Source organism: Bremerella alba (genome assembly GCF_013618625.1).
Taxonomy (GTDB): domain Bacteria; phylum Planctomycetota; class Planctomycetia; order Pirellulales; family Pirellulaceae; genus Bremerella; species Bremerella alba.
The window spans coordinates 290,819-312,159 of the sequence record NZ_JABRWO010000001.1 but is presented as its reverse complement, the minus strand read 5'-3'; the positions used below and the strand labels follow the sequence as shown (position 1 = coordinate 312,159).

At 56.5% G+C, this 21,341-nt stretch carries 17 protein-coding genes; 10 read left to right on the top strand and 7 right to left on the bottom strand.

Annotated features, from left to right (window positions below; all coding sequences use genetic code 11):
- Positions 1-12: 12 nt before the first annotated feature.
- The 4 genes from HOV93_RS26100 (at position 13) to HOV93_RS01195 (ending at position 3,995) form a co-directional block, all read left to right on the top strand.
- Positions 13-138, top strand: a complete 126-nt coding sequence (locus HOV93_RS26100) for a hypothetical protein (RefSeq protein WP_261358547.1) — start codon at positions 13-15, stop codon at positions 136-138.
- Between the two features lie 319 nt (positions 139-457).
- A complete protein-coding gene (locus tag HOV93_RS01205) occupies positions 458-1,591 on the top strand; it encodes a hypothetical protein (RefSeq protein ID WP_207394616.1) in 1,134 nt (377 codons plus the stop codon).
- Between the two features lie 184 nt (positions 1,592-1,775).
- Positions 1,776-2,243, top strand: coding sequence for a hypothetical protein (locus HOV93_RS01200; protein WP_207394615.1), 468 nt, complete (start codon positions 1,776-1,778; stop codon positions 2,241-2,243).
- 261 nt (positions 2,244-2,504) lie between these two features.
- Complete coding sequence (locus tag HOV93_RS01195) at positions 2,505-3,995, top strand: cation:proton antiporter (protein WP_207394614.1); 1,491 nt, start codon at positions 2,505-2,507, stop codon at positions 3,993-3,995.
- A 360-nt stretch (positions 3,996-4,355) separates the two neighbouring features.
- On the opposite strand, the gene HOV93_RS01190 is transcribed toward HOV93_RS01195, so the two are convergent.
- Positions 4,356-4,700, bottom strand: a complete 345-nt coding sequence (locus tag HOV93_RS01190) for a histidine triad nucleotide-binding protein (RefSeq protein ID WP_207394613.1) — start codon at positions 4,698-4,700, stop codon at positions 4,356-4,358.
- Between the two features lie 389 nt (positions 4,701-5,089).
- On the opposite strand from HOV93_RS01190, the gene HOV93_RS01185 reads away from it, so the two are divergent.
- Positions 5,090-5,671: a hypothetical protein gene (locus HOV93_RS01185; protein ID WP_207394612.1), complete on the top strand. Its 582-nt coding sequence runs from the start codon at positions 5,090-5,092 to the stop codon at positions 5,669-5,671.
- 10 nt (positions 5,672-5,681) lie between these two features.
- On the opposite strand, the gene HOV93_RS01180 is transcribed toward HOV93_RS01185, so the two are convergent.
- Positions 5,682-6,044, bottom strand: coding sequence for a hypothetical protein (locus HOV93_RS01180; protein ID WP_207394611.1), 363 nt, complete (start codon positions 6,042-6,044; stop codon positions 5,682-5,684).
- A gap of 121 nt (positions 6,045-6,165) precedes the next feature.
- Entirely contained in the window at positions 6,166-7,122 is a 957-nt protein-coding gene (locus tag HOV93_RS01175) for a DUF1559 domain-containing protein (protein ID WP_207394610.1), read from the bottom strand.
- Between the two features lie 489 nt (positions 7,123-7,611).
- On the opposite strand from HOV93_RS01175, the gene HOV93_RS01170 reads away from it, so the two are divergent.
- Positions 7,612-7,926 (top strand): hypothetical protein, encoded by a 315-nt coding sequence (locus tag HOV93_RS01170; RefSeq protein WP_207394609.1) that lies wholly within the window; start codon positions 7,612-7,614, stop codon positions 7,924-7,926.
- Positions 7,927-8,334: 408 nt separating this feature from the next.
- The gene (locus HOV93_RS01165; protein ID WP_207394608.1) at positions 8,335-12,264 is read left to right on the top strand and encodes a family 10 glycosylhydrolase; all 3,930 of its coding nucleotides are present in this window, start codon (positions 8,335-8,337) and stop codon (positions 12,262-12,264) included.
- Positions 12,265-12,333: 69 nt separating this feature from the next.
- Here HOV93_RS01165 and HOV93_RS25550 read toward each other — a convergent pair whose 3' ends face one another.
- The 4 genes from HOV93_RS25550 to HOV93_RS01145 all read right to left on the bottom strand — a co-directional run bounded on the left by HOV93_RS25550 (position 12,334) and on the right by HOV93_RS01145 (position 17,394).
- Entirely contained in the window at positions 12,334-13,569 is a 1,236-nt protein-coding gene (locus HOV93_RS25550; RefSeq protein WP_207394607.1) for a sulfatase-like hydrolase/transferase, read from the bottom strand.
- Between the two features lie 93 nt (positions 13,570-13,662).
- On the bottom strand, positions 13,663-14,454 hold the full coding sequence (locus tag HOV93_RS01155) for a WecB/TagA/CpsF family glycosyltransferase (protein WP_207394606.1): 792 nt from the start codon (positions 14,452-14,454) through the stop codon (positions 13,663-13,665).
- Between the two features lie 7 nt (positions 14,455-14,461).
- Positions 14,462-15,862, bottom strand: coding sequence for an O-antigen ligase family protein (locus HOV93_RS01150; RefSeq protein WP_207394605.1), 1,401 nt, complete (start codon positions 15,860-15,862; stop codon positions 14,462-14,464).
- Positions 15,863-15,924: 62 nt separating this feature from the next.
- Positions 15,925-17,394 carry a GumC family protein gene (locus HOV93_RS01145; protein ID WP_207394604.1) on the bottom strand — a complete coding sequence of 490 codons (1,470 nt, stop codon included), beginning with the start codon at positions 17,392-17,394 and terminating at the stop codon, positions 15,925-15,927.
- Between the two features lie 412 nt (positions 17,395-17,806).
- Between HOV93_RS01145 and HOV93_RS26300 the strand changes: the two genes are divergently transcribed.
- From HOV93_RS26300 to HOV93_RS01130, 3 genes are read left to right on the top strand one after another with little or no spacing between them, the layout of a single operon-like run.
- Positions 17,807-18,940, top strand: a complete 1,134-nt coding sequence (locus HOV93_RS26300) for a GNAT family N-acetyltransferase (protein WP_207394603.1) — start codon at positions 17,807-17,809, stop codon at positions 18,938-18,940.
- 7 nt (positions 18,941-18,947) lie between these two features.
- On the top strand, positions 18,948-19,805 hold the full coding sequence (locus tag HOV93_RS01135; protein WP_207394602.1) for a polysaccharide deacetylase family protein: 858 nt from the start codon (positions 18,948-18,950) through the stop codon (positions 19,803-19,805).
- Positions 19,802-21,328 carry a lipopolysaccharide biosynthesis protein gene (locus HOV93_RS01130; RefSeq protein WP_207394601.1) on the top strand — a complete coding sequence of 509 codons (1,527 nt, stop codon included), beginning with the start codon at positions 19,802-19,804 and terminating at the stop codon, positions 21,326-21,328. The genes HOV93_RS01135 and HOV93_RS01130 overlap by 4 nt, the downstream gene beginning before the upstream one ends.
- The last annotated feature ends 13 nt before the right edge of the window (positions 21,329-21,341 follow it).

Sequence of the window (21,341 nt, the reverse complement as noted above, 5' to 3'; positions counted from 1 at the left end):
AAGGTTTATCCCATGGGCAGTGTCGGCGTAATAGAATTGTTGATCTTGGCCATGATGGGCGCGGGCTGCCTGGTTGGGGTGGGTATCCTGGTGGCCTTCATTTTATTCGTGGTGAAGAAGTCGAGCGGCGATAAATAATGCATCGCCATCTACCGCCGTGGCAACGCTTTACTGCAACGGCTTTAGCTAAAATGGGTAGCTAGCGTGATTTTTGCGGGAATTTGACCTGGAACGACAACGTTCATTTAGTTAGCCTTTGAAAACTTTACAAGTCGGCGATTCGCATTCCTCAGGCTGAACGGATTGATGCCGGGACGCGTATCGAATTGGTCTGTCTGTGCTCCGATGACCCCAACAACCCACGGGATGCACAACAGCGAAGCCTAAATATGTTGCCGCCTAGCCACCGCATGATGCGACGGACTGGTCGGGAACCCATTTGCTTGGAGCCTGCTATATGAGCATGGATGCTCGCGTGACTCGTCACGCTTTGGTGACGATGTGCGTCTGGACCCTATTGGTCGCCGTCGCTTCTGCTGCCAGCGTTCGCGGAGCCAACTTCATGGTTACCGCGCAAGACCCGCAACTGGCCAAACAAGTTCTTCAGCTTGCCGAAGATTATCGTCGTGATCTGGCCATGGAGTGGTTAGGACGCGAACTGCCTCCTTGGTCGCAGCCCTGTCCGATTTCGGTTCGTGTGGGCGGCGGTGCCGGAGGGCAGACAAGCTTTGCCTTCCATCAAGGCGTGCCATTCAACTGGACCATGGAAATCTTCGGTCCGCGTGAACGTATCCTCGATAGCGTCCTGCCTCACGAGATTCTGCATACGATCTTCGCAACCCACTTCGGCGGTCCACTGCCACGTTGGGCCGATGAGGGGGCCTGTACGACCGTCGAGCATACGTCGGAAAAAGACAAGAACACCACGCTGCTGTATCGCTTCCTGAAGAGCGACCGCGGTATCGCGTTCAACCAAATGTTTGCCATGCGAGAGTACCCGGCCGATATCTTGCCGCTGTACGCCCAAGGCTACTCGCTGGCTCGCTTCCTCATCGCCCAAGGTGGCAAGCAGAAGTACGTGCAGTACGTCGGCGAAGGGATGCAAACCAACAATTGGACTGCGGCAACTCGCAAGCACTACGGACATTCTAGCCTGAGCAGCCTTCAGGTTGCCTGGTTGGATTGGGTTCGCGACGGCTCGAACGAAGGAATGGTCGACGGCTATACGCCGGCCCAGTTGGCTTCCACTCAGCAGCCGAATAACGGTGTCGCCGTGGTCCGCGGACAAAGTCCTCAGGCCCAAAGCAACGAAATCGCTTCGGCCCGCGACCAACAGGACCGTCCGACACCCCTAACCGGCCCCATCATGCCGGTCGGCCATCAGCAAGACATCACCCCACGCGAACAAGGCGTTAGCGGAGGTTTCTACTCCAACGGAGGCCGCCTGGCCGCCGATGAAACCGAGCCACGAACCACGTCGGTCCCCGAAGACCGCCGCGAGATCCGCCAGATCGACGCCATGCCGATCTCCAGCGGAAGCAAAAGTGCCCCAGCGTTCTACCTACCTGGCGGAACTTCGCTGTATCGCTAACCGCGATCTTTCAATCAACCTATGATGCAGACGGCCGCTTGGGGTTAACCGAAGCGGCCGTTTTGCGTTGGTGGTGGTCGCCTATCACGCCCGAAAAGGTGTGACAATTGAGCAACCTACAGCTAAACTTCGACTTGCGAGAATCAACTGACTATAAGCAAGTTCTGCCGACAACTGGAGACGCATGGCAACGCTATATTTCGTCTGTGGGGGGCCAGGGAAAGACGTTGTTGATGACGTCTTCGGACGGAACTTCCAGTCGGTCGGCACAGCGACAGGGCTTTTCTCTCGCTGCAACTCCGGCGATGGCACAATCGGATTTATTGACGTCGACGACTATTGGATCTTTTCTGGTGACGCTGACGAGGTGTTTCGGTACCACGAATCACTTGCGGCAATGCTCTCGAAAAGCGGCGAGGCTTTGGCTCTGTTCGGTCAAACAACGGCTGGCTACTACGAGGTCATCAGATACAAAGAAGGAGCCGAGGTTGAGCGAACTCTTGATCTGCATACCGACGCAGGTGATCGTACGCGATTCAAGCGAAAGAACCTGGGCATGGACGATCTTTGGGGCGCCGCGGACCGACTTCTACCGAAGCCGACTGATGACGTTTTCGATAGGCCGGTTCATTGGATCAAAGCGGGCACCTAGAGGCAGAACTAACGGATGAACGCGAGTCGGAATAGGCCGTACGACTCGCTTCGCTCGGCATTCTCACCTCCCGGCCCGGTTATCCTTACTGTTATGACACCAAGCTGGAACCGCAATCAGACATGACCAACGGACGCCCCGGGTTCGTGGTGAGTTGGCCCGTCGCAGCGCGAAGGGCACGCCTCCGTCCAACATATCGACAGGCGGTCAGAAGCTGGTCTACCTTTTCTTCCTCTAGCGAAGTACGGTATAAAGGTGGCCATGAGCTTCTTCAATATTGCCGGCATTCTCGTGGCCCTTGCAGCGGCCTTTGCGTTCATCAACCACAAACTGCTCAAGTTGCCGACGACGGTAGGCTTGATGCTGTTGGCCATGCTGCATGCGGTCGCCCTGCTGCTGATTGATTGGATCGTACCAGAGGCGGGCGCGCTCACCGCGGTCGAGTCGCTCGTCGGCTCGATCGACTTCGACCAGACGCTGATGGAGGGCATGCTCGGCTACCTGCTCTTTGCCGGGGCGTTGCATGTCGACCTTAACGACCTTAAGAAACAGTCTGCAGTCATCGCTTTGCTCGCGACCATCGGCGTCCTCGCTACGACCTTCATCGTTGGCGGGCTCACCTATGTCATCACCGGGTGGCTCGGCATCGAGGTCCGCTTCATCTACTGCCTGATCTTCGGCTCGATCGTCGCCCCAACCGACCCGATCGCGGTCTTGGGCATCGTCAAGAGCCTCGGCGCACCCAAGCCGCTAGAGACCAAGATCGCAGGCGAGTCGCTGTTTAACGATGGCGTGGGCGTGGTGGTGTTTATTGCGCTCTTGGGGATCGCGGGGTTGGGTGAGCATGGGGAATCGCATGAAGACTTAGAGAAGAAGCATGAGGCGAATCACGTCGTCGAACCGAGCGAAGAAGATTTGGGCAACCGACCCAACGTCGATGGCGAGGCACCAACCGACACGCCTGACGCAACAAGGCAGCCGGCACAGCCCGAACACGAACATTCGCACGATGTTCCAGAACACATCGAGCAGACAGAGACGACAGCAATGGATGTCGCCAAGCTGTTCGCCCTTGAAGCCGGCGGCGGGCTTGCGCTGGGCTTAGTGCTGGGGATGCTCGCGTTCTATCTGTTGCGAAGCATCGATCACTACGCGACGGAGATTTTGCTTTCGCTGGCGGTGGTAACAGGCGGGTATGCCCTGGCGATGAAGCTGCACCTGTCCGGGCCATTGGCGATGGTGGTCGCAGGGTTAATCCTGGGTAACCATGGCCGAACGCTGGCGATGTCCGACAAAACACGCGAGCACCTGGACACGTTCTGGGAATTGGTGGACGAACTGCTGAACGCGGTGCTGTTTGTGCTGATCGGGCTAGAAGTATTAGTGCTCTCGTTTAAGGTTCCGTATCTGCTGGCCGGGGCCCTGGCGATCCCCGCTGCGCTGCTGGCGAGGTTCCTGTCGGTCGGCACCGTGGTGATGGCCTTGAAGAAGGTCACCGGCCGAGAATTCACGCCGCACGCGATCAAGGTCATGACCTGGGGCGGCCTGCGAGGCGGGATCAGTGTTGCCCTCGCGTTATCGCTTCAGGAGGAAATCCACGCCCAGCAATCGCAGTACGACAACGTCGGCGAACTGATCCTGACGATGACCTACGTCGTCGTCGCCTTTTCGATCCTCGTCGGCGGGCTAACCATGGGGCCGATGCTACGCCGGCTAGGACTCGCAGGGCAAAGCAAAGCAGACGCTCATTAACTGCGGATAGCGAACTAAACAACGCTGAAGCCAGAGTGCGGCCAGCACTGCGTTTGGATAGCCGTCTGCCAGTCGAGTTTGCCTTGCCTGAAATTGCGCGAGGTCGTGGCGATCTCTGTACTAGCGCCACCCAATTGATAACAACCCGGCCCTTGGCACCGAAGCTTACTTCGTCTATCCCCTTCGTGCACAATGAGGGCGTGTCTTTTTGCAGCAAGAGTGTTGAACATTTCGGTTCGATCTTACGCCTGGTGGCACATTAATTCACCAGTGCGTCAAGCTTCCTAATGCTCGGGCCATGCCACTGGGCCGCTGCCCCAGGCGGGCCTATCTGACGCTGTTTCAAGCGAAAGCCGGTGACTAGCCCGGGGGCCAGGTCATCTTTCGGCCGCCCAGCAGATGGTAGTGCAAATGGGGTACTTCTTGGCCGCCTCCTTCTTTGCAGTTGACGATGACTCGGTAGCCTTCTTCCAGGCCTAGCTCGCGGGCCAGGTTGCGGATGACGATCCATAGGTGGCCGATCAGTGCGGCGTCTTCGTCGGCCAGGTCATCGACGGTGGCGATCTCCTTTTTGGGGATGATCAGCACATGCACAGGGGCTTTGGGGGCGATGTCTTTGAAGGCCAGGCACTGGTCGTCTTCGTAGACAACGTCTGCGGGAATTTCTTGGTCGATGATTCGCTTGAAGATCGTCTTTTCCGACATCGTGGGTGCCTTTGCGTGGGGGAACAGGTTGGCTGTTCAGGCTACCACTTCCGCTTGTCGGTTCAAGCTGGCGAAAAAATTTTCATACAAGCGATTGCCGATGAAAGCATGCCTTGGATCGGGCTTTGCTTCACAAACCTAAGTTGCTGTTATGACTTAGATTTCATCGATGCGGGTGGATGCTCGTGGGGAAGCTGCGTGACGGCATCGCTAGCGGAGGAATTTGTGTGAACTCGTGTGAAACGGCGTGCCGAAATGGTATCTAGGAGAGACTGGAAAGTGCGGCAAGATGCGTGCTTCCGGCGAGATCTCTTTCGAGTTGGTACCTCGCAAGGATGCGACTTGCCAACTCGTTTCATCTTCGATTTCGACGCAAGGGGGTACGCAGGATGCGCTGCCACGAACTTGTCCTGGGGCTGGTGCTTTTCGGGACTGCTCAACCACTTCTGGCCGAAGACGTTCGCTATGTGGAAAACAACGGAGTGACCTATCGCGAAGTCGTTCAAAAGGTCGACGTGCCGGTCTCGGAGACGACCTATCAGACGCACACCGAGAAGTTCTATCAGGAACGCCTGACGACCGATATTCAAGAGTCGCAGCGAGCGTACCTGACGCCGGTCACCGAGTATCGTTGGGAAGCGTACACCCCGTTCACGCTCAACCTATTAGCGCCGCCGCGGGTTGCCTATCGCTGGGTACCGCGGACGCATTGGGAGCAGCGCTCGGAAACGGTTCGTACGCCGGTAACGCGTCGCGAACTGGTCCCGGCCGAGCGTACCGTCTCGCGGCCGGTGACAACGCTGAAGATGGTCGAGCGAGAACAAGTGACCCGCATTGCAATCGCCCCACCGACGCAGCCTGCGGCGAGTGTGGCGTCGCGAAACGCGATCGGCGGGGTCTCTAACTTGCAGAGCGACCCGCCGCGTGTGGGTTCGACCTCGCTAACGCCGATGGGTAACCTGCGGCGTTAGAAGCGGTTGGCTAAGTGCCGGGCGTAGGCAACTGGTCACTTGCCGCGCGGAGCGATGTCATCTGTTGGTTGAGTTCGCTCTTGCCGGCATTCGACTGGAAAAGTTCTTGCAGCTTCTTGGCTTCGTCGCGAACCTTGGCGAAGGCCTCGCTGCGTTCGGCGCTTCCTTCAAGCGACTCGAGCAAAAGCGAAAGGTCACCCTTGGCTCGCGAAGGAGCCTTCTCGGCTTTGGTCAGGAATGCTTCGATCTGATCTTTGGTCAACTGACCGATTTCTCCGTCGGATGTGCCGCCTCCTTGGGTAGCAGGTCCGGCAGGGCAACCGGTGAAAAGAATTAAGATTGCAGCCAAAAGAAATAAGTTACGTGTGATCATGGTGATAGTTGTCGCGCGAATAGAGTGAGAACTGGATGTGACAAAAGAAAAGCCCATTCACCGACCAAGCAGGTTAAATGGGCTTTGTTGGTTTACTTCGCGTTGATGGATATCAACAAAACTATGGAAGCTGAGTTGGATTGCCATCGGCAATCGCAAGAGCATTGACGTAGATGGTTTCGTCGATGGTCTCGGCCACAAACTGGCAACTGGCGTCCCCAAGGCACATGATCACACCGCCTGGGTGGAAGCTGCGAGCCGCAACACAACCATCTAGCGAATCAGGATTGCTGTTCATGCCGTAGATTGTTTGCGAGGTCGAGTTGAACGAGTAGTGCGACGAGTCGTACTGCTGACTATCGTTTGGCGTCAGAATGTTTGAGCCATTCCGGCCGTTGAAAGTCGCTCCGGTGGTCCAACCCCAAGCACCACGGTCGTCACCGCCGGAATTGACGTTGAAGATCTCGCTCAGGATGACCGAGTTCGAGGTTCCGTCGGTCATGTCGCGGAATTTGGCACCATACTGTTCGACCACACTGAACGCACCTTTGCGATCGCCGTTGTTGAAATCAGCGCGTCGCAGCTGTCGGCCAGCTCCGAGGCTCACGCCATAGTTGACCTTAGAAAAGCCGTTGAAGTCTTGAGTGAGTCGACCGGTGACTTCGGGATGGCTCGGGCAGACGAACGCGTCGGGGCGTTCTCGCGTGACCTGATTGTTGCCGCTGGTTGCGTTGCCGTTACGAGCGATCACGCCGAAGTCGTACTGCGAATGCAGATTATTTTGCTCGATAAAGGGAAGCAGCATCAGCGCCCAGGTTGCACCCCAGTCGCCATCGCGACCACTTTCAGGCGCGGTTGTGCCGGTTCCAAGCCAAACAGCTGCTGGCGGGAAACTGCCAAAGGTGTCGTGATAATTGTGCAGGGCGAGACCCAATTGCTTCTGTTGATTGGTGCACTGCATACGTCGAGCTGCTTCACGGGCCTGTTGCACGGCCGGCAGCAGCAAGGCGATCAACACGCCAATAATGGCAATCACCACTAAGAGTTCGACAAGCGTAAAGCCAGATTTCTTCTGCATGAAAACGTTCTCCGAAACGGAATGACAAGAATAGATTAAATGAGAATCGACCAAGGCAAAGCACTGAAAAGGAGAGATGTGCGAATCAAACCTGGCCCATGAAAAGGAGCAATCTTCCTTAGGCGTTTCTGCCGGCTGAAAGATTGCCATAAGGCATCAGTATATGGATATGGAAAGAAAAAATCAATAAGAAATCACAGCAACACTGAACTCTGTTGCGGGTGCCCGTATGCCTCTGAGTGAGGTCGTTCGTGGGAGGGGAGGCTTTCCCGGTCATATTAAGAGCATTTGCAATGCCTTCTTCATGGTCCGTTACATCGTTGGGACTCTCTTCCGCATCTGCACGATGTATCGGCTATTCGTACTGTGCTTAACGCAACTGATGTAACTTCCCATCAGAAAAAGGTTTGGCTTCGCTAGCATGGCTTCCGATACCTGTTTGTGTGAGAGGCATTCAGCCCAATTGGTATTGAGGAGGCATTGATCGAGATGGCAAAGAAAGACACCTTCCGAGTAGTTACACGTGGTGCTAACGGCGAGATTCGGATCAAAGACTATGACTCCGCCGAGCCACTGCTCAATATGCACTCCCAAGTCGGTACCGAAGACAGCAGCACCGATCTGGCACTGCGTGGGATGCCTGTTTTTCGGGGTTTGATTGGTCCTATGCCCGAAGGCAAGACCATCATCCGCTACGAATCTCCAGAGGTATTTGAAACCTTGACAAAGGAGTGGGGTACGGCCAAGCCGAAACGCCGTCGCCGCCGTACCGCCGCACCCGATACAGCCACGACCGAAAGCTAAACTATATTTGAACTTAAAGCGGTTTCTTCTGCGATGGAAACCGCTCGATGAGTCACCCTCCCGGGCGATCCGGCCGAATTTCCTGTTTTCGGTCGTCGCCATAGCGAGAAGCGCGGATCACGGGTGGTTGAGAAGTATTGCATGAGAATTCTCCAGACTGGGTATTGGAGGACTTCTCTTACATGACGATGTTTCTCAACCACCCGGCGCTCTCGCCGATCCAGGTTTAAGACCTGGGCTTTACTAGGCCTACCGACAATCTAGGTAGATCTCTGTAAGATTCCCCATCTCTGAGGGAGTCGAGACTCGGATATTTCGCTCTGGCAGCGGTTTCCGTTCTCTGTCTATAATCCGCGGCCATTGTCCAATCAGGACATTTTATTCCGTTCCTCCGAGATATGCAGCGTTATGCTGGAACGACTGGTACAGGGAAGTCCCGGCCGACAGCACTCCGATCGTCTGCGCCAATACGCGAAATGGAAGTTCGCGCTGCGGCTTGCGTCGTTCTGTGCGTTGCTGACTGCGCTGTTGGTACCGACCAGATCGCACGCTCAAACCAACGCGCCGGTCGAAACGATCCGCAGCACCTTGCGAATTGCCTGGGGCGGATCTTCCGAAAAACGGTGGCGTGGAAACATCTCGTTGACCGCCGGCAAGATTCGCCTGGTCCATTTACTCGGGATGGAAGCGGACGAAGCCAGGGCCGTGCAACCGGCCCGTGGGCGAATCGAGATCAATCATCTCACCCCGCGTATCTACGACGGCTTCGATGTTCAGATCGAAGCACCCCCGGGGGCGCAGCTGACAATCCAACTCGCAGGGAATCCCACCGAACAGATCGCACCGATTTCCATTCCGGTGACTTCCCTGCTACAGCAACCCTATCAGGCCGCGCTCGACGAGCAGGGCTCGCGGATCTTAGTGCAGCGTGCTCCCGGAGATATTATCCGAGCCGAACTGTATCGCGATCACCTGGTTTTCTCGCCGAAAGAATCGTTGCGAGCGAGCATTACCGGCTATCGAACCCAGTTCCCCACCGGGACGACGGTCGAGACCTTGGTTCGTCTCCGCCCGGCGCGTTCCGGTCGATCGGTCTGGGAAAAGAAGTTCACCAGTACGGTCGATGCCCAAGGAAAGATCGACCTGGGGGAAGCGGTCGAAGTCGAGATGCCCGCCGATGAAGGCGTCTACGAACTGGCCATCACAATGACCGAGCAGCGACTGAGCAGCTTGGTGTTTTCTTCCAAGCCGACGCACCAGCGGGTGCTGCAGTTTGTGGTCATCGATCCGGAACTGGAATATGTTCCCAGTACCGACGAGCCCCGCTTGCTGGCATCCTTCGACCCGACTCAGGCCGACTGGTGGCCCAGGCTCTCGAAGCTGGCCTCTTACAATCCGTGGACGAAGTCGAAGACATCCGAGCTGCATAACAATCTGACAAAGACCATCGATCATAACGATCGCAAGTGGCAGCAGTTGCAGCCCAGTGGGTGGCATGCTTATCCCTTGCCGATCGAGTCGATAGGTTCGCCGTTGGTGGTCGAGGTCGAGTATCCTACCGATCTGGCACAAAGCCTGGGCATCAGCATTGTCGAGCCGGACGCGGCAGGCATGATCACCCCCATCGGTATTGATTCAGGCGTCGAAGTTTCCCCGCCGCAGCCGGGGGACAAGCCTGGTGAGGCAAAGCATCGACTCGTTTTCTGGCCACGCACCAACACACCCATGCTGCTGCTGACGTGCCGCGATGCCGAAAACCCCTCGACCTTTGGCCGCATCAGCGTCTTGGCAGGTCGACCGGTGATGTCCGAGGGCGAAGACGACCCACCGACCGCCGTTACTTCATCTGACGACGATCGTCTGGCCATCGCCTTTTGGGACAAACCACTGTTCGCCAAAGGCTTCGGTGCCCCGGAAGATTTGAATGCGGCCTCGAATCGTTCGCTAGAAGACTGGCTCACGTTCTTGGAAGGAAGCAACCGCGTTGTCGAACACATGAAGCGGGTTGGTTTCAATGCCGCATGCGTCAGCGTGATGAGTGAAGGTGGGGCCCTGTACCCGAGTCCTCATTTCCGTTCGACGCCCAAGTTTGATAAGGGACTGTTCTTTGATGACGGCCGCGATCCGTTCAAGAAGGATGTGGCCGAACTGCTGTTCCGACAATTCGATCGAGCCAATTTGCGACTCATTCCGGCGATGGAATTGAATGCACCGATCGTCCGTCTGGAAGAAGCCCGGATGGATTCCGCCGACCCGAACTATGCCGCATCGCTGAATCACCTCGGCGAGCCGGCCATGGACCCGCTGGGTACGTCGGTCGGTGAAGGGGCTTACTACAATCCTTTGAACGAAGATGTGCAGCAGGCCATCAGTGACCTGGTGCTCGACTTCGTCTCTCGATATGGCCATCACCCATCGTTTGCTGGGCTGTCGTTGAACTTGGATTGCGATGGATTCGCATTGCTGCCGGGCCCACAATGGGGCATGGACGAGAACACGCTGCTGCTGTTCGCTCAGACGTTGCCGCCGGTCCAGCAGCAGGTCTTCGCGAATCTTCCACCCGATGTGAAGACTCGCAATAACTGGGTTTTAGAAGAGCAATGGCAAGAGTGGCTCAAATGGCGCGGTCAGCGGATGTTTCAATTGCATGCCCGCCTGGCTACCATCTTGCGAAGCTCGAACTCGAATGCCGTGTTGTACTTGAATACTGCTGGCTGCTTTCATGGATCGCATGCCAAGCAGCGACTGATGCCAGAGCTTCCACGCACGGTCACGACGACTGACGTTCTGCTGGAACTGGGGATCGATGCCAAACGTTACAAATCTCATCCCAATATCGCCCTGCTGGAAACCAATTTCGTTCGCCCCAAAGGGAACCAAGAGCGAGCACGTTGGTACGCCCACTATCAGGCCGCCCGAGAAGAAGAGGTTTCCTACGTCGACGAAGACAACCGCAGTGTGTTGCATTTTCATGTGCCAGATACGCTGCACGTGGCAGGCTTCGATCAAGCCAAGCCGTTTGGTCGTGACGGAACGTTTACCTGGATCGCTTCGCAGTTTTCTGGCAGCGGTGCCGAAGTGCGGCGTCCGCTGGTCGAGCATTTGGCGCAGGAAGACGACCTCTCGATCTTCTATGGCGGGTGGATGGTGCCGATGGGGCAGGACCAACAATTGCACGACTTTTTGTCGGTCTATAAGCTGTTGCCGCGTGGTAATTACCACCGACTGAACGTGCCGCAATCGCAGCCCTTGGTCATCCGCAAGTTATCGACAGGTAGTGAAACGACGCTTTACTTTGTCAATCCAACACCGTGGGATTTGAATGCATCTCTCACGGTGCAGCTTCCCGGCAACGGAGTGATTACTCCGCTGGCGTCCAGTCAAATCTCTCGCGGACCGCAGCCTAAGGGAGAAAGCCAATGGAGCGTCACCATCCCTGCTTACGGGCTGATTGCCTGTAAGGTCAACGTCTACGATGTCGCCATCACCGGAGCGAAGGTATACCTGCCTACCGGCGTGATGCGGACGATGCGAGAGAAGCTGGATGCGTTAGCACTGCGTCTGCGAAGCATTCGATCAATGCCTCCGGTCGCGATCCTTTCCAATGGCAACTTCGAGCAGCCATCGACCAGCGGCGAGATCCCCGGTTGGACGATCGGCAATCAGCCTGGCACCACGCTGGGGCTCGAGAAGGTGAAGGTCTACGAAGGACTTCAGTCGCTGCGAATGCAAAGTAACGGCCAGGTCGTCTGGGCGCGGAGCGAGGAAATCGAAGTCCCTGACAGCCGGCGGATGTTGCTCAAGATGCACCTTATGAATGACGGTCGCAACATTCAGCCTAACCTGCGGATCGTTGTCGATGGTTACATTGGCAGTCAGAATGTTTACCGCCCTGTGTCGGTCGGGTCGGGTACTCCGTTTCCGCTGCAATCGGAATGGAGCGAGTTCGCCTATCCGGTGCTCGATTTGCCGCCGGGACTAAGCCGCGCTAAGATCGGCTTCGATATGATGGGCGAAGGCAATGTTCTGGTCGATCGGATCGAAGTCTACGATGTCGCGTTCCGTGACATTGAAATCAACCAGCTCAATAAGTTGGTTACGCTTGCCTATGCCAAGTACCAACAAGCGGACGTCGGAGATTGCCATCGCCTGCTGGGTAGCTACTGGGTGAAGTTCCTCGAGCGGCATGTCCCCATTTCGCCGGCACTGGCACAGCAACTCGAACAAACGCGAGCGGCATCGATGGCGCAGAAGAATGCTCCTAAGGAAGAGATGAAGTCCAAGACCTGGCTCGAAACCTTCCGCAGCTATACGCCCCGGCTGCCACGCTTCCAGTAATGATTTAGTTTGACGATCTAGAAGACGATTTCTTAAACGTCGAAAGCCGCAGCTTAACGAAGCAGGGCATTAGTCGACAACCGTGCGAAGTGCTTCGGGGATCTTGGGAAGCGGCAGATCGTTTCGGTAGGCGTGTTCGATGGCCAACGCCGTTTGAAGACCTACTTCCGCGATATTCTTACAGCGGTCGGCGATGTTGTTCACATCCCAGCGGTCGTCCGGTTTGACGAACAGTTCGGTCGCAATCTGCTGCACGTCGATTTCATCGACCGGCGTCTCTAAATCCGGCAGGTGATACCGCAGGCTCCAGTAGTCGCAGCGGAAGCAACGTTGATCGGCCTGTCCGCACAGGACGAACTCGCGTTCTTCATCCAAGCGTACTTCCAGCAGGTTGAGGCCTTCCGGCGAGGCGGTTTCAAGGCCGAAGGCCTGGACAATCGTCGGTAGTATGTCCCCCAGCCGTGCCAAGCCCTGACAGCGGGCCAGGCCATCTTTCCCGCCCGGCTGGCGAATCAAAAGAGGGACGTGCAGCGTATCGCTATAAAGCCGTACGGTCGAATGGTCGTCACGTCCGATTTGTCCGTGTAGGCCTAAAGGGTACCCGCCGGACGAGGTCAGCACGACAAGCGGTTGTTCTTCTTCTGGCAGTTCCTCGATGGTTGCCAGCAGTTCGCCCAGCAGCATGTCGAGCACCGTGACCTGACCGGCGTAGGCCTGCGTGATGCCCAGGACGTGGTCGGAATCGAACTCGCGGTTCTCGCGCTCGAAGGGAGGATGCACCATGGTCGGTGGGGCAGGGTCCTCTTCGTCGGCGAGATCTTCGCGAAAGCAATACGGGGCATCCCACGGGCCGAGCATCCCCCGGGCATGCGCCCAAATGATTTCCTCGCGGGCCGGTTCTTCGAGCCAGTCTAAAAGCACACCGGCAAAGCGGGCGAGCGTCGTTTCTTCTGGAGAAGCAGCCGCAACGTCAGCAACCTTAGGAAACGTTTCGACCGAAGTGAGGCGTGTCGTGTCACGCAGCGCCAGTAGGCTTGGGTCGTCCGACAGCAGATGCACCGGAATGTCGGCGTCGGCTAAAGCACTCATCAGGCCGTTCGGCTGAACCGGACCGACCGGATGCGAACCTTCAAACAGGTGCGGATACAGGTCTAACGGGGCAGGGCACTCCGACAGGCACTGCTCGAACAGTAGCGACTGACATGCCCATTGATCGAGCGCCGGCGTATCGAGCCACGAATTCCCATAGCAACCGAGAAACCCGGCTCCCCAACCATCGACAACCAATACCAGCGCGCGACGCACGATAAATCCTTCCTAGTGGTCTGTCTTCATAGAGGGCCACTTAACGCCGAGTGTTGGACTCGACTTCCTTGTCGCAACTATAGAGGTATGTTGCTATTTGGAAAAGTCGGGGCGACTCAGACCCGGCTTGGTCCACTCGTTCCAGAGGATGCGCGGGAAGACCACCGCGTCCTTGGCATATCGCTTGGCCAGACGCTTAGGATCGGTGCCAATGCGGTAGGCCCATTCTAGCCCAGTACGCTGCATCCACTGTGGGGCACGGTTTTTTTCGCCAGCAAGGAAATCGATGGTTGCCCCAGCACATACGGCCACTTTGGCGGCCACTTGGTGGCGGACCTTATGGATCCATAGCTCTTGTTTAGGAGCCCCCAGGCCAATCACCAGCAACTGCGGCTGGGCATCTGCGATGCGTTCCAAGATTTGTTGGTTTTCTTCCGGATCGTTCTCGAAACCGAGCGGCGGACTATACGTCCCCACGATCTGCACGTTGGGAAACTGCTTGTGGACGTTGACTGCAGCTCGTTGAGCCACCCCCGGAGCGGCACCCAATAAGAATGTCTTCAGAGGAGTCGTCTTCTCTGCGGCACGAAACAACGCGGGGATCAAGTCGCTGCCGGTGACCCGTTCAGGAAGCGGTTTGCCAAACAATCGTGAAGCAAACACGACCGGCCATCCATCGGCCAACACCAGGTCGGCGTCGCCGTAGGCATCGCGCAGGGGATCGCTGGTTTGCAGCAAGACGGTGTGATCGACATTGGGCGTGACGACAAAGCGGCACGCGGCATCGGTATCGGCATGCAGCCAAGTTGTCAGACGATCGACGGCACCGGTCATGCGGAGCGAATCGATTTCGATACCAAACATCTCAATGCGGTCAGAATTCATGATACGGTTAACCTCGCGCGGCAGCGTGGTGCTGCCAGGCAGTGGATGGGGTGGTTGGTTGGGTACGCTTAACCAAGCCAAAGTCGTAAGCCAAAGCGGCGTTCATTCCGGCGACCAAGAAAATCAATAGGTGGTCGTACGGCATGAAGGTGATTTCGTGGCCAATCATCTGGCAGAACGCGATCAAGACCACGCCGACGCCCAGCGTGCCCACCGCTTTTGCCCAGTCCGGCGAATTGCTGCGGGCCTGTCGCCAGCCGTTTCGAAGCCACATTCCGTACATGGTCAAAAACGGAATAAAGCCCAAGAGGCCTAAGTCGCATAGCACGCTGAGGAATGTGTTGTGATGGTCGTAGTCGCGAATCGATTCAAGAACCAGGTCGACGTTGCGATCGGCCAGGTACGGCAGTTTGGCCTTCTTAAATTGACTGAAGCCATGCCCCAAGATCGGTCGATCGAGGAACATCTCCCACGAGACGTAAGTAAAGCTGGCCCGCATGCTGACCGAACGACGCGTGTCTTGAACCGAGCCTTCTCGCTGCAATCCCATGATCGCGTCCGACTTGGCAACCACAGCCAGCAGGCCGCAGGCCACCATGCCGGTAAGCAGGACAGTCCGTGTTTTGCCTTGCATGGTCAGGAAGATGCCAGCCATCAGGCTCAAGCCGCAGCCAGCCCAGACAGTGCGTGTTTTCGTGAAAAAGATCGCCGCCAGGAACAGCGGAATCAAACTGAAGATGAACCACTTCCATTGTTTGGAGGCCCGCGTCCAGAGCAGGCAAGTCGTCAACAGGCATCCGCAAAGGTATACGCCGTAGCTCACCGATTGAACCATCGGTCCGCGAGCGCGACCGAAGTGCAGGCCAATCTTGGGATCGGCGATGTAGCGTGGGAAGACGAAGCCATAAAGCCCTAGTCCTTCCATGATGCCAATCACCGCCAAGTAAACGCCAAACGCGGTCATTGCCATCAGGAACCAGTCGATCTGCTTTTCGTCGTACTTTAAGTTTCGCGCGACGATATAAACCGACAGGGGAATCAGGTAACCATTGATTAAATGCTGAACCGGCGGAACCTGGCCGGGCTCGATGTTGCGGTAGTCGTGGGTAAACGTGTTAAGAAACAGCACGCCAAAGAAGATGGCGATAACCGTATCGAGCATCATCCAGGGACGCAGCTCGACCTTCCCCATTTTCCACTGCAAAACAAACGCAGCCGCCAGACCAACAATCGCCAGGCGGTCGATCGAGAGAGTAATGCCCCCCAGATCGAATTGCAGGAAGTAGACACCGGCTACCGCTGTCGCAACGAGGAGACCCACGCAGGCCAGGAGCAAGTTACCACGCGTGGCCAGGATGGTTCCCCATACCAGTCCGACGAGAACAAAAATGGCAACGATGGCGGTCATGTCGATAGCTTCAGCAGTCGGATCCTCGAATCCAAGTCACTCGAAAGTGCTGAAGACGCGAATCAATTGGTTGAAGGATTGCGGTGTGCGAGATGGAATAAAGCTTCCTTCAAAGATAGGCCATGCCCAGTTCCAGGAGCCGGATGCTGCATGGCACCGGTATCATTGCTCGATGAGCTTGCCGATGCTGCCGGTTGTGCCGATGGTGCAGGCGTCAGTGGGACCGTCAGAAAGAGAATCCCCAGCCCCAAGGCCACCCCACCGAAAACGCCTGCTCCGACAATCGCCTTGCGGGAAGGCCCCACCGGATAGTCACTGACTTCCGGGATGCTCACTTTCGTGACCAGAGTGGTCGTGGTCGCCGCTTCGACGGAAGAACGAGCATCGGCCAGGTCGGTGCGAATTTGGGTCAGCTTGTTGTTCTTTTCGCGAACTTCGGCCACCAGGTTGTTGTACCCAGCTCGCAAGGAAGCCAGCTTGGTCATGCGCTCGCTGACATCGTCGAGCATGGTTTGCAGCTGAGCGATACGGCTGTTGTTCACGCTTTGCTCGGCGTTGAGGCTGCGAATGGCAATGGCGATTTCCTGGTGCAGGTGACCACGAATTTCTTCTTCGGCATGTCGAGCCGCGACAACACCGGGATGGCTCTCGGTGCGAATTCCTTGCAATTGAGCCGAACGCAGCTGGGCATCGATCAGTCCTTCTTTCAGTCGACGCAGCGAAGGTTGGGATTCCAGAAGTTGGTTGGGCGTGGCAATCAATTCACTTGTGTTCTGCTGGGCGGCTTCCAAGATTTCCAGCAAACGTTGCGAGCTTTGCTGATTGGCTAAAGCTGTGCGGAGTTCGTTCTTGATCTGCAGCAGCTGCTCGCGAAGGTTGCCGTTGCCAGAGCCCACTTCATTGAGGATGCGGAGTTCTGCCAGGTCGGTCCCGACTTCAGATTCCAATTCGGAAAGCCGATCGGTCACGCTGGACAAGGCTTGGTCGGCTTGTTGCTGACGATAGTTGAGTTCTTCCACCAGGCTGAGGGCGCGGCTGTTTCGCATCTCGCCCAATTGCTGGTCGAGTTGGGCGCAGATTAGCTGGTTCAGCCTATTGGCACGCTCGGGCGTGTCGGCTTCGACGGTGATGTATAGCATTTCGGTCGTGCCGAATTCGGTACCGCCGGGGGAATGGACGCTGATCGACTTGCGGGCTGCAGCGATGTCGTCTTTGCTCGGCCAGTTGGCGGTCGACCAACGGTTGGCCGGTGCCCCAAGTTCCTGTAGCGCTACCTGAATCACTTCGCGGGAACGGGTTAGTTGGAGCACCGTTTCTTGGGCGTGCTTCATGTCTTCGACGCCGGTGAATTGCCCTGGTCGTCCGAGGCTGCTGACGGCTTCGTCCCGCAAAACGATGCTCTGGGTCGCTTCCCAAGAGTTCGGCTTGACGACGGCGTATGCCAGCGCGGCGGCGGCCACTAATATCGTGGGAATGATCCAGCGTAAACGATACTGAACAAGTGCGAAGAGGATGTCTGCTGGATTGAACATTTCCATTGCCTCGCGAAAGGGCACGTCGTAAGGGGAGTGAAAAAGGTGAGGGAAGCAAGACGCAGCCAAGCGGCCGGAGGTCCTGCTTCCCACAACCCCGATTCGCTGGAAATCAAAGGCAATCGCAGTGCCAATCACTCGAAAGACGCGAGGCGAATGTGGGATAAGAGATTACTGGCAAGGCACTTAGGTGCGGCAAGTCACTTGCGGCATGCCCACCGGCGAATGTTGCCAAATGGCAATCGATGTGGCGAAAAGTCAACGCGTGTCGCTTTCGAGAAACATTCATCCGATGACCGCGAAGCATCCTTCCCAAAACCGATCGAACTTCGTTTGCTTTTACCTAAAAGTGGGGAATGTTTGATAGTCCGTTGTCGAGATATAGAGCGTCCGGCGGTACGCAATCGCCGGTGTGAAAGTTAACTTAGTCCCCCTGATTTCTATGCGTGTCGAACGGTTTTCAGATCCTCAATCGGTCGTTTCCTTGCGGTCTGCCTGGAATGCGTTGGCTGGCAATGTTCCATTCCGCAGTTACGACTGGATGATGTCGTGGTGGCAACATTATGGCGATGGCCATCAATTGTTTGTCGTCGGTGTATTTGATGATGACGAACTCATAGGCCTGGCTCCTTGGTATAAAGCCGCCGGGAAAACGGGCGGTCGAACGCTTCGCTTTCTAGGCGATGGGGAAGTATGCAGCGACTACCTCGATGTTCTGATTCATCCAGATGACGCGAATCGTGTGGCACCCTTCTTGGTCGATTGGTTGCAAGAAGCGTTAACCACCTCGAATGCCTGGGATGCGATGGAATGGGATAACCTGGAAAAGGGGACATCCATTTCAAACGAACTGGCCCAGCGGTTGATGCACTGTCAGGCCATGGTGCAACGTTTACCAGGGCTCAATTGCTGGCGTCTGGAACTGCCGGAAACATGGTATGACTTCGAGATGCAGCAGTCGAAGTCGCATCGCAAGCAGATCCGCCGACAGATTAGCCGCGTACTCGATACCGACCGCTGCCAGCTACACGTTTGCAACAGCGTTGTGGGCCTGGACGCCGCTATGCCGATACTGATTGACCTGCACATGCGAAGACGTAAGTCGCTCGATCAGCCAGGTTGTTTTGCGGACGACCGCTTCACCAAGTTTTTATACGACGCGGCCACCCAGATGATGGCCGACGGCAAGTGCGAGATCCTCTGGCTCGATCTGGATGGCGTCCCGGTCGCCGCCGAGATTCACTTTCCCAGCGAAGACATTGCGTACGCCTACCAGGCAGGTATCGATCCAGACCGCCTCAGTGACGAGCCAGGCAGCCTGATGCAGATCGCCGTCATTCGTCGTGCGATCGAGCAAGAGAAATCGTTTGTCGATTTCATGCGCGGCGACGAACCCTATAAAGCCCACTGGCGAGCCGAATCACGCGCCTGCGAGACGATCCGCGTCGTGCCCAACACAACCTTCGGGTTGATCCGGCAAGGGATTTGGACGACGAAAACTCAGGTCAAAAGCTGGCTCAAAGCTTCGCTCGGAAAGAGCGAATAAGGGAACCATGCAGCGATTTAACGAACATCTGATCGACGGTTATTATGCCGCAACCTGGCCTTGGCGAGCCCGGTTTCGAAAAGTCCGCGCGCGGGTCGGACTTGCGCCGGTGATGGTACTTTTCTACCATCGCGTGGCCGATCAGAATCTGAGTGACTGGACGATCACCAACGACGGGTTTCGTCGTCATCTCGATTGGCTGCAAGCAAACTTGGAAGTAGTGAGCCTGGCCGAGGCTCAACGCCGCATCGCTTTGCGATACAATCCCAGGCCATGCGTGGCGATTACCTTCGACGATGGCTACGGCGACAACAGCGAACAGGCCATCGGCGAGTTGATTCAGCGGCAGATGCCGGCCACGTACTTCGTAACGCTTGAAAACGTGCTGACCGGTAAACCATTTCCGCATGACGCGGAGTTGGGAATCGATGCCCGGCCAAACACAGTCGAAGAACTGCACGCGATGGCAGCAAGTGGCGTGATCGAGATCGGCGGACATTCGCGAACCCATCCCGACGTGGGAAAGATACGCGACGTTGAAAAATTGCATGACGAAGTGATTACAGCGACCCATGAACTGGCATCGCTGATCGATCAGCCGATTCGCTACTTTGCGTTTCCCTTTGGCCAGCATGCCAATCTGAACGACGCAGCGATCAACATGCTCCGCAGCAATGGCATCCTGGGGTTTTGTTCCGCGTACGGTGGCTACAATTTCCCAGGCGACGATCCTTATCATATTCAACGCATACACGGCGATCGCGAGCTTTCGCGAATTCGTAATTGGCTGACGATCGATCCCCGTAAGCTATCCGGCATTCAACGTTATCAACCGTGCTATGCCAATGCAGAGGGGGACGCATGAGTGCTTCCCCGACGGTTGATAGCGCGGCTGAAATTCCATCTACGCCGACCTACCAAACCACATCGCTGGCAGAGAGCATGATGCTGCTGGCCATGCTGACCGTGTTTCAGCGGGGCATCGGTTTCATCCGTGGTGTGCTGTTCTGTCGTTGGCTGCCGGCGGAACAGCTAGGGCTGTGGGACTTGGTGTTTGGCTTTTTGATGCTGGCTGGGCCACTGGTCGTTTTGGGGATACCCGGCTCTTTTGGCCGTTACGTTGAACATTACCGACAAAAAGGGGAGTTACGCACGTTCCTCTATCGAACAACGATCGCAACGGTTGGCTTGGCGGCCATCGGTTGTGGTCTGCTGTGGATCTTTCATGAGCAAGCGGCGGTCGTGCTGTTCAAAGATGCCAGTCTTGCTCCGATCATTCCTGTAGTGGCCATCACACTGATCGCGGTTGTGGGGTTCAATTACTTTGTCGAACTGTTCATTGCCATGCGGCAAATGCGTATGGTTTCGGCGCTACAGTTCATCAATAGTGTGCTGTTTGCCGTCATCGGTTTAGGGCTTTTGCTGTGGTATGACACGTCCGCAGAGAGCGTCATCCTTTCCTACGGTATCGCCTGCAGCGTGACCGTGGTGATGGGGAGCATCGTGCTGACGCGAGACTGGAAGCAGATGCCGCTGTGCGATCACGTGCCGATGCAGTCGGAGTTTTGGAAGAAGCTGCTTCCCTTTGCCGCGTGGCTGTGGGCGATTAACCTGCTCTCGAATTTATTTGAAGTGGTCGATCGCTACATGATCGTGCACTTCAGCGGTCTGACGGCGGAAGAAAGTATTTCCCTCGTCGGCGACTATCACAGTAGCCGCGTGGTGCCGTGGCTGATGGTTGCTGTCGCGAACCTGTTTGGCGGGATTTTGCTGCCTCACCTTTCGGCCGATTGGGAACGTGGCGAACGGTCGAACGTTTCGCAGCAACTCAATCTGCTGTTGAAGGCCAGCTCGATGGTGATGATGGCCGGTGCCATTGTGATTGGGCTGACCGCTCCGTTCCTGTTCGAGTACGTCTTCGAAGGCAAGTACGGCGGCGGTCTTGCCGTGCTGCCGTGGACGCTGACTTACTGCGTGTGGTACAGCCTGGTCGGTTGCGCGATGCTTTATTTCTGCTGTGCCGAAAAAACGCATGTCGGGGCCATCGTGTTTGGTATTGGCTTGGCCGCGAACGTGGGGCTGAATGCCTTGCTGCTGCCGATGTGGGGACTTACCGGGGCAGTGATCGCCACGGCGCTGGCAAACGCCATTGCGATCGTTCTGGCATTGTGGCTTGCCCATCGTTATGGCATGGAAATTCAAAAATCAACGCTTCTACTCGCCGCCGCTCCCTTTCTGTTGGGGCTTGGGTGGCCGGCAGCGCTTGCCGTTTGGATCGTCCTGCTGTGGCAGACCTGCGCCAGCAACTGGGTATTTGACGCCAATGAAAAACAAACGCTTCAAGATGGTGTGGCCGTGCTGACTAGCAAATTTCGGTCACGAACCTAAAGGACCAGAGGAA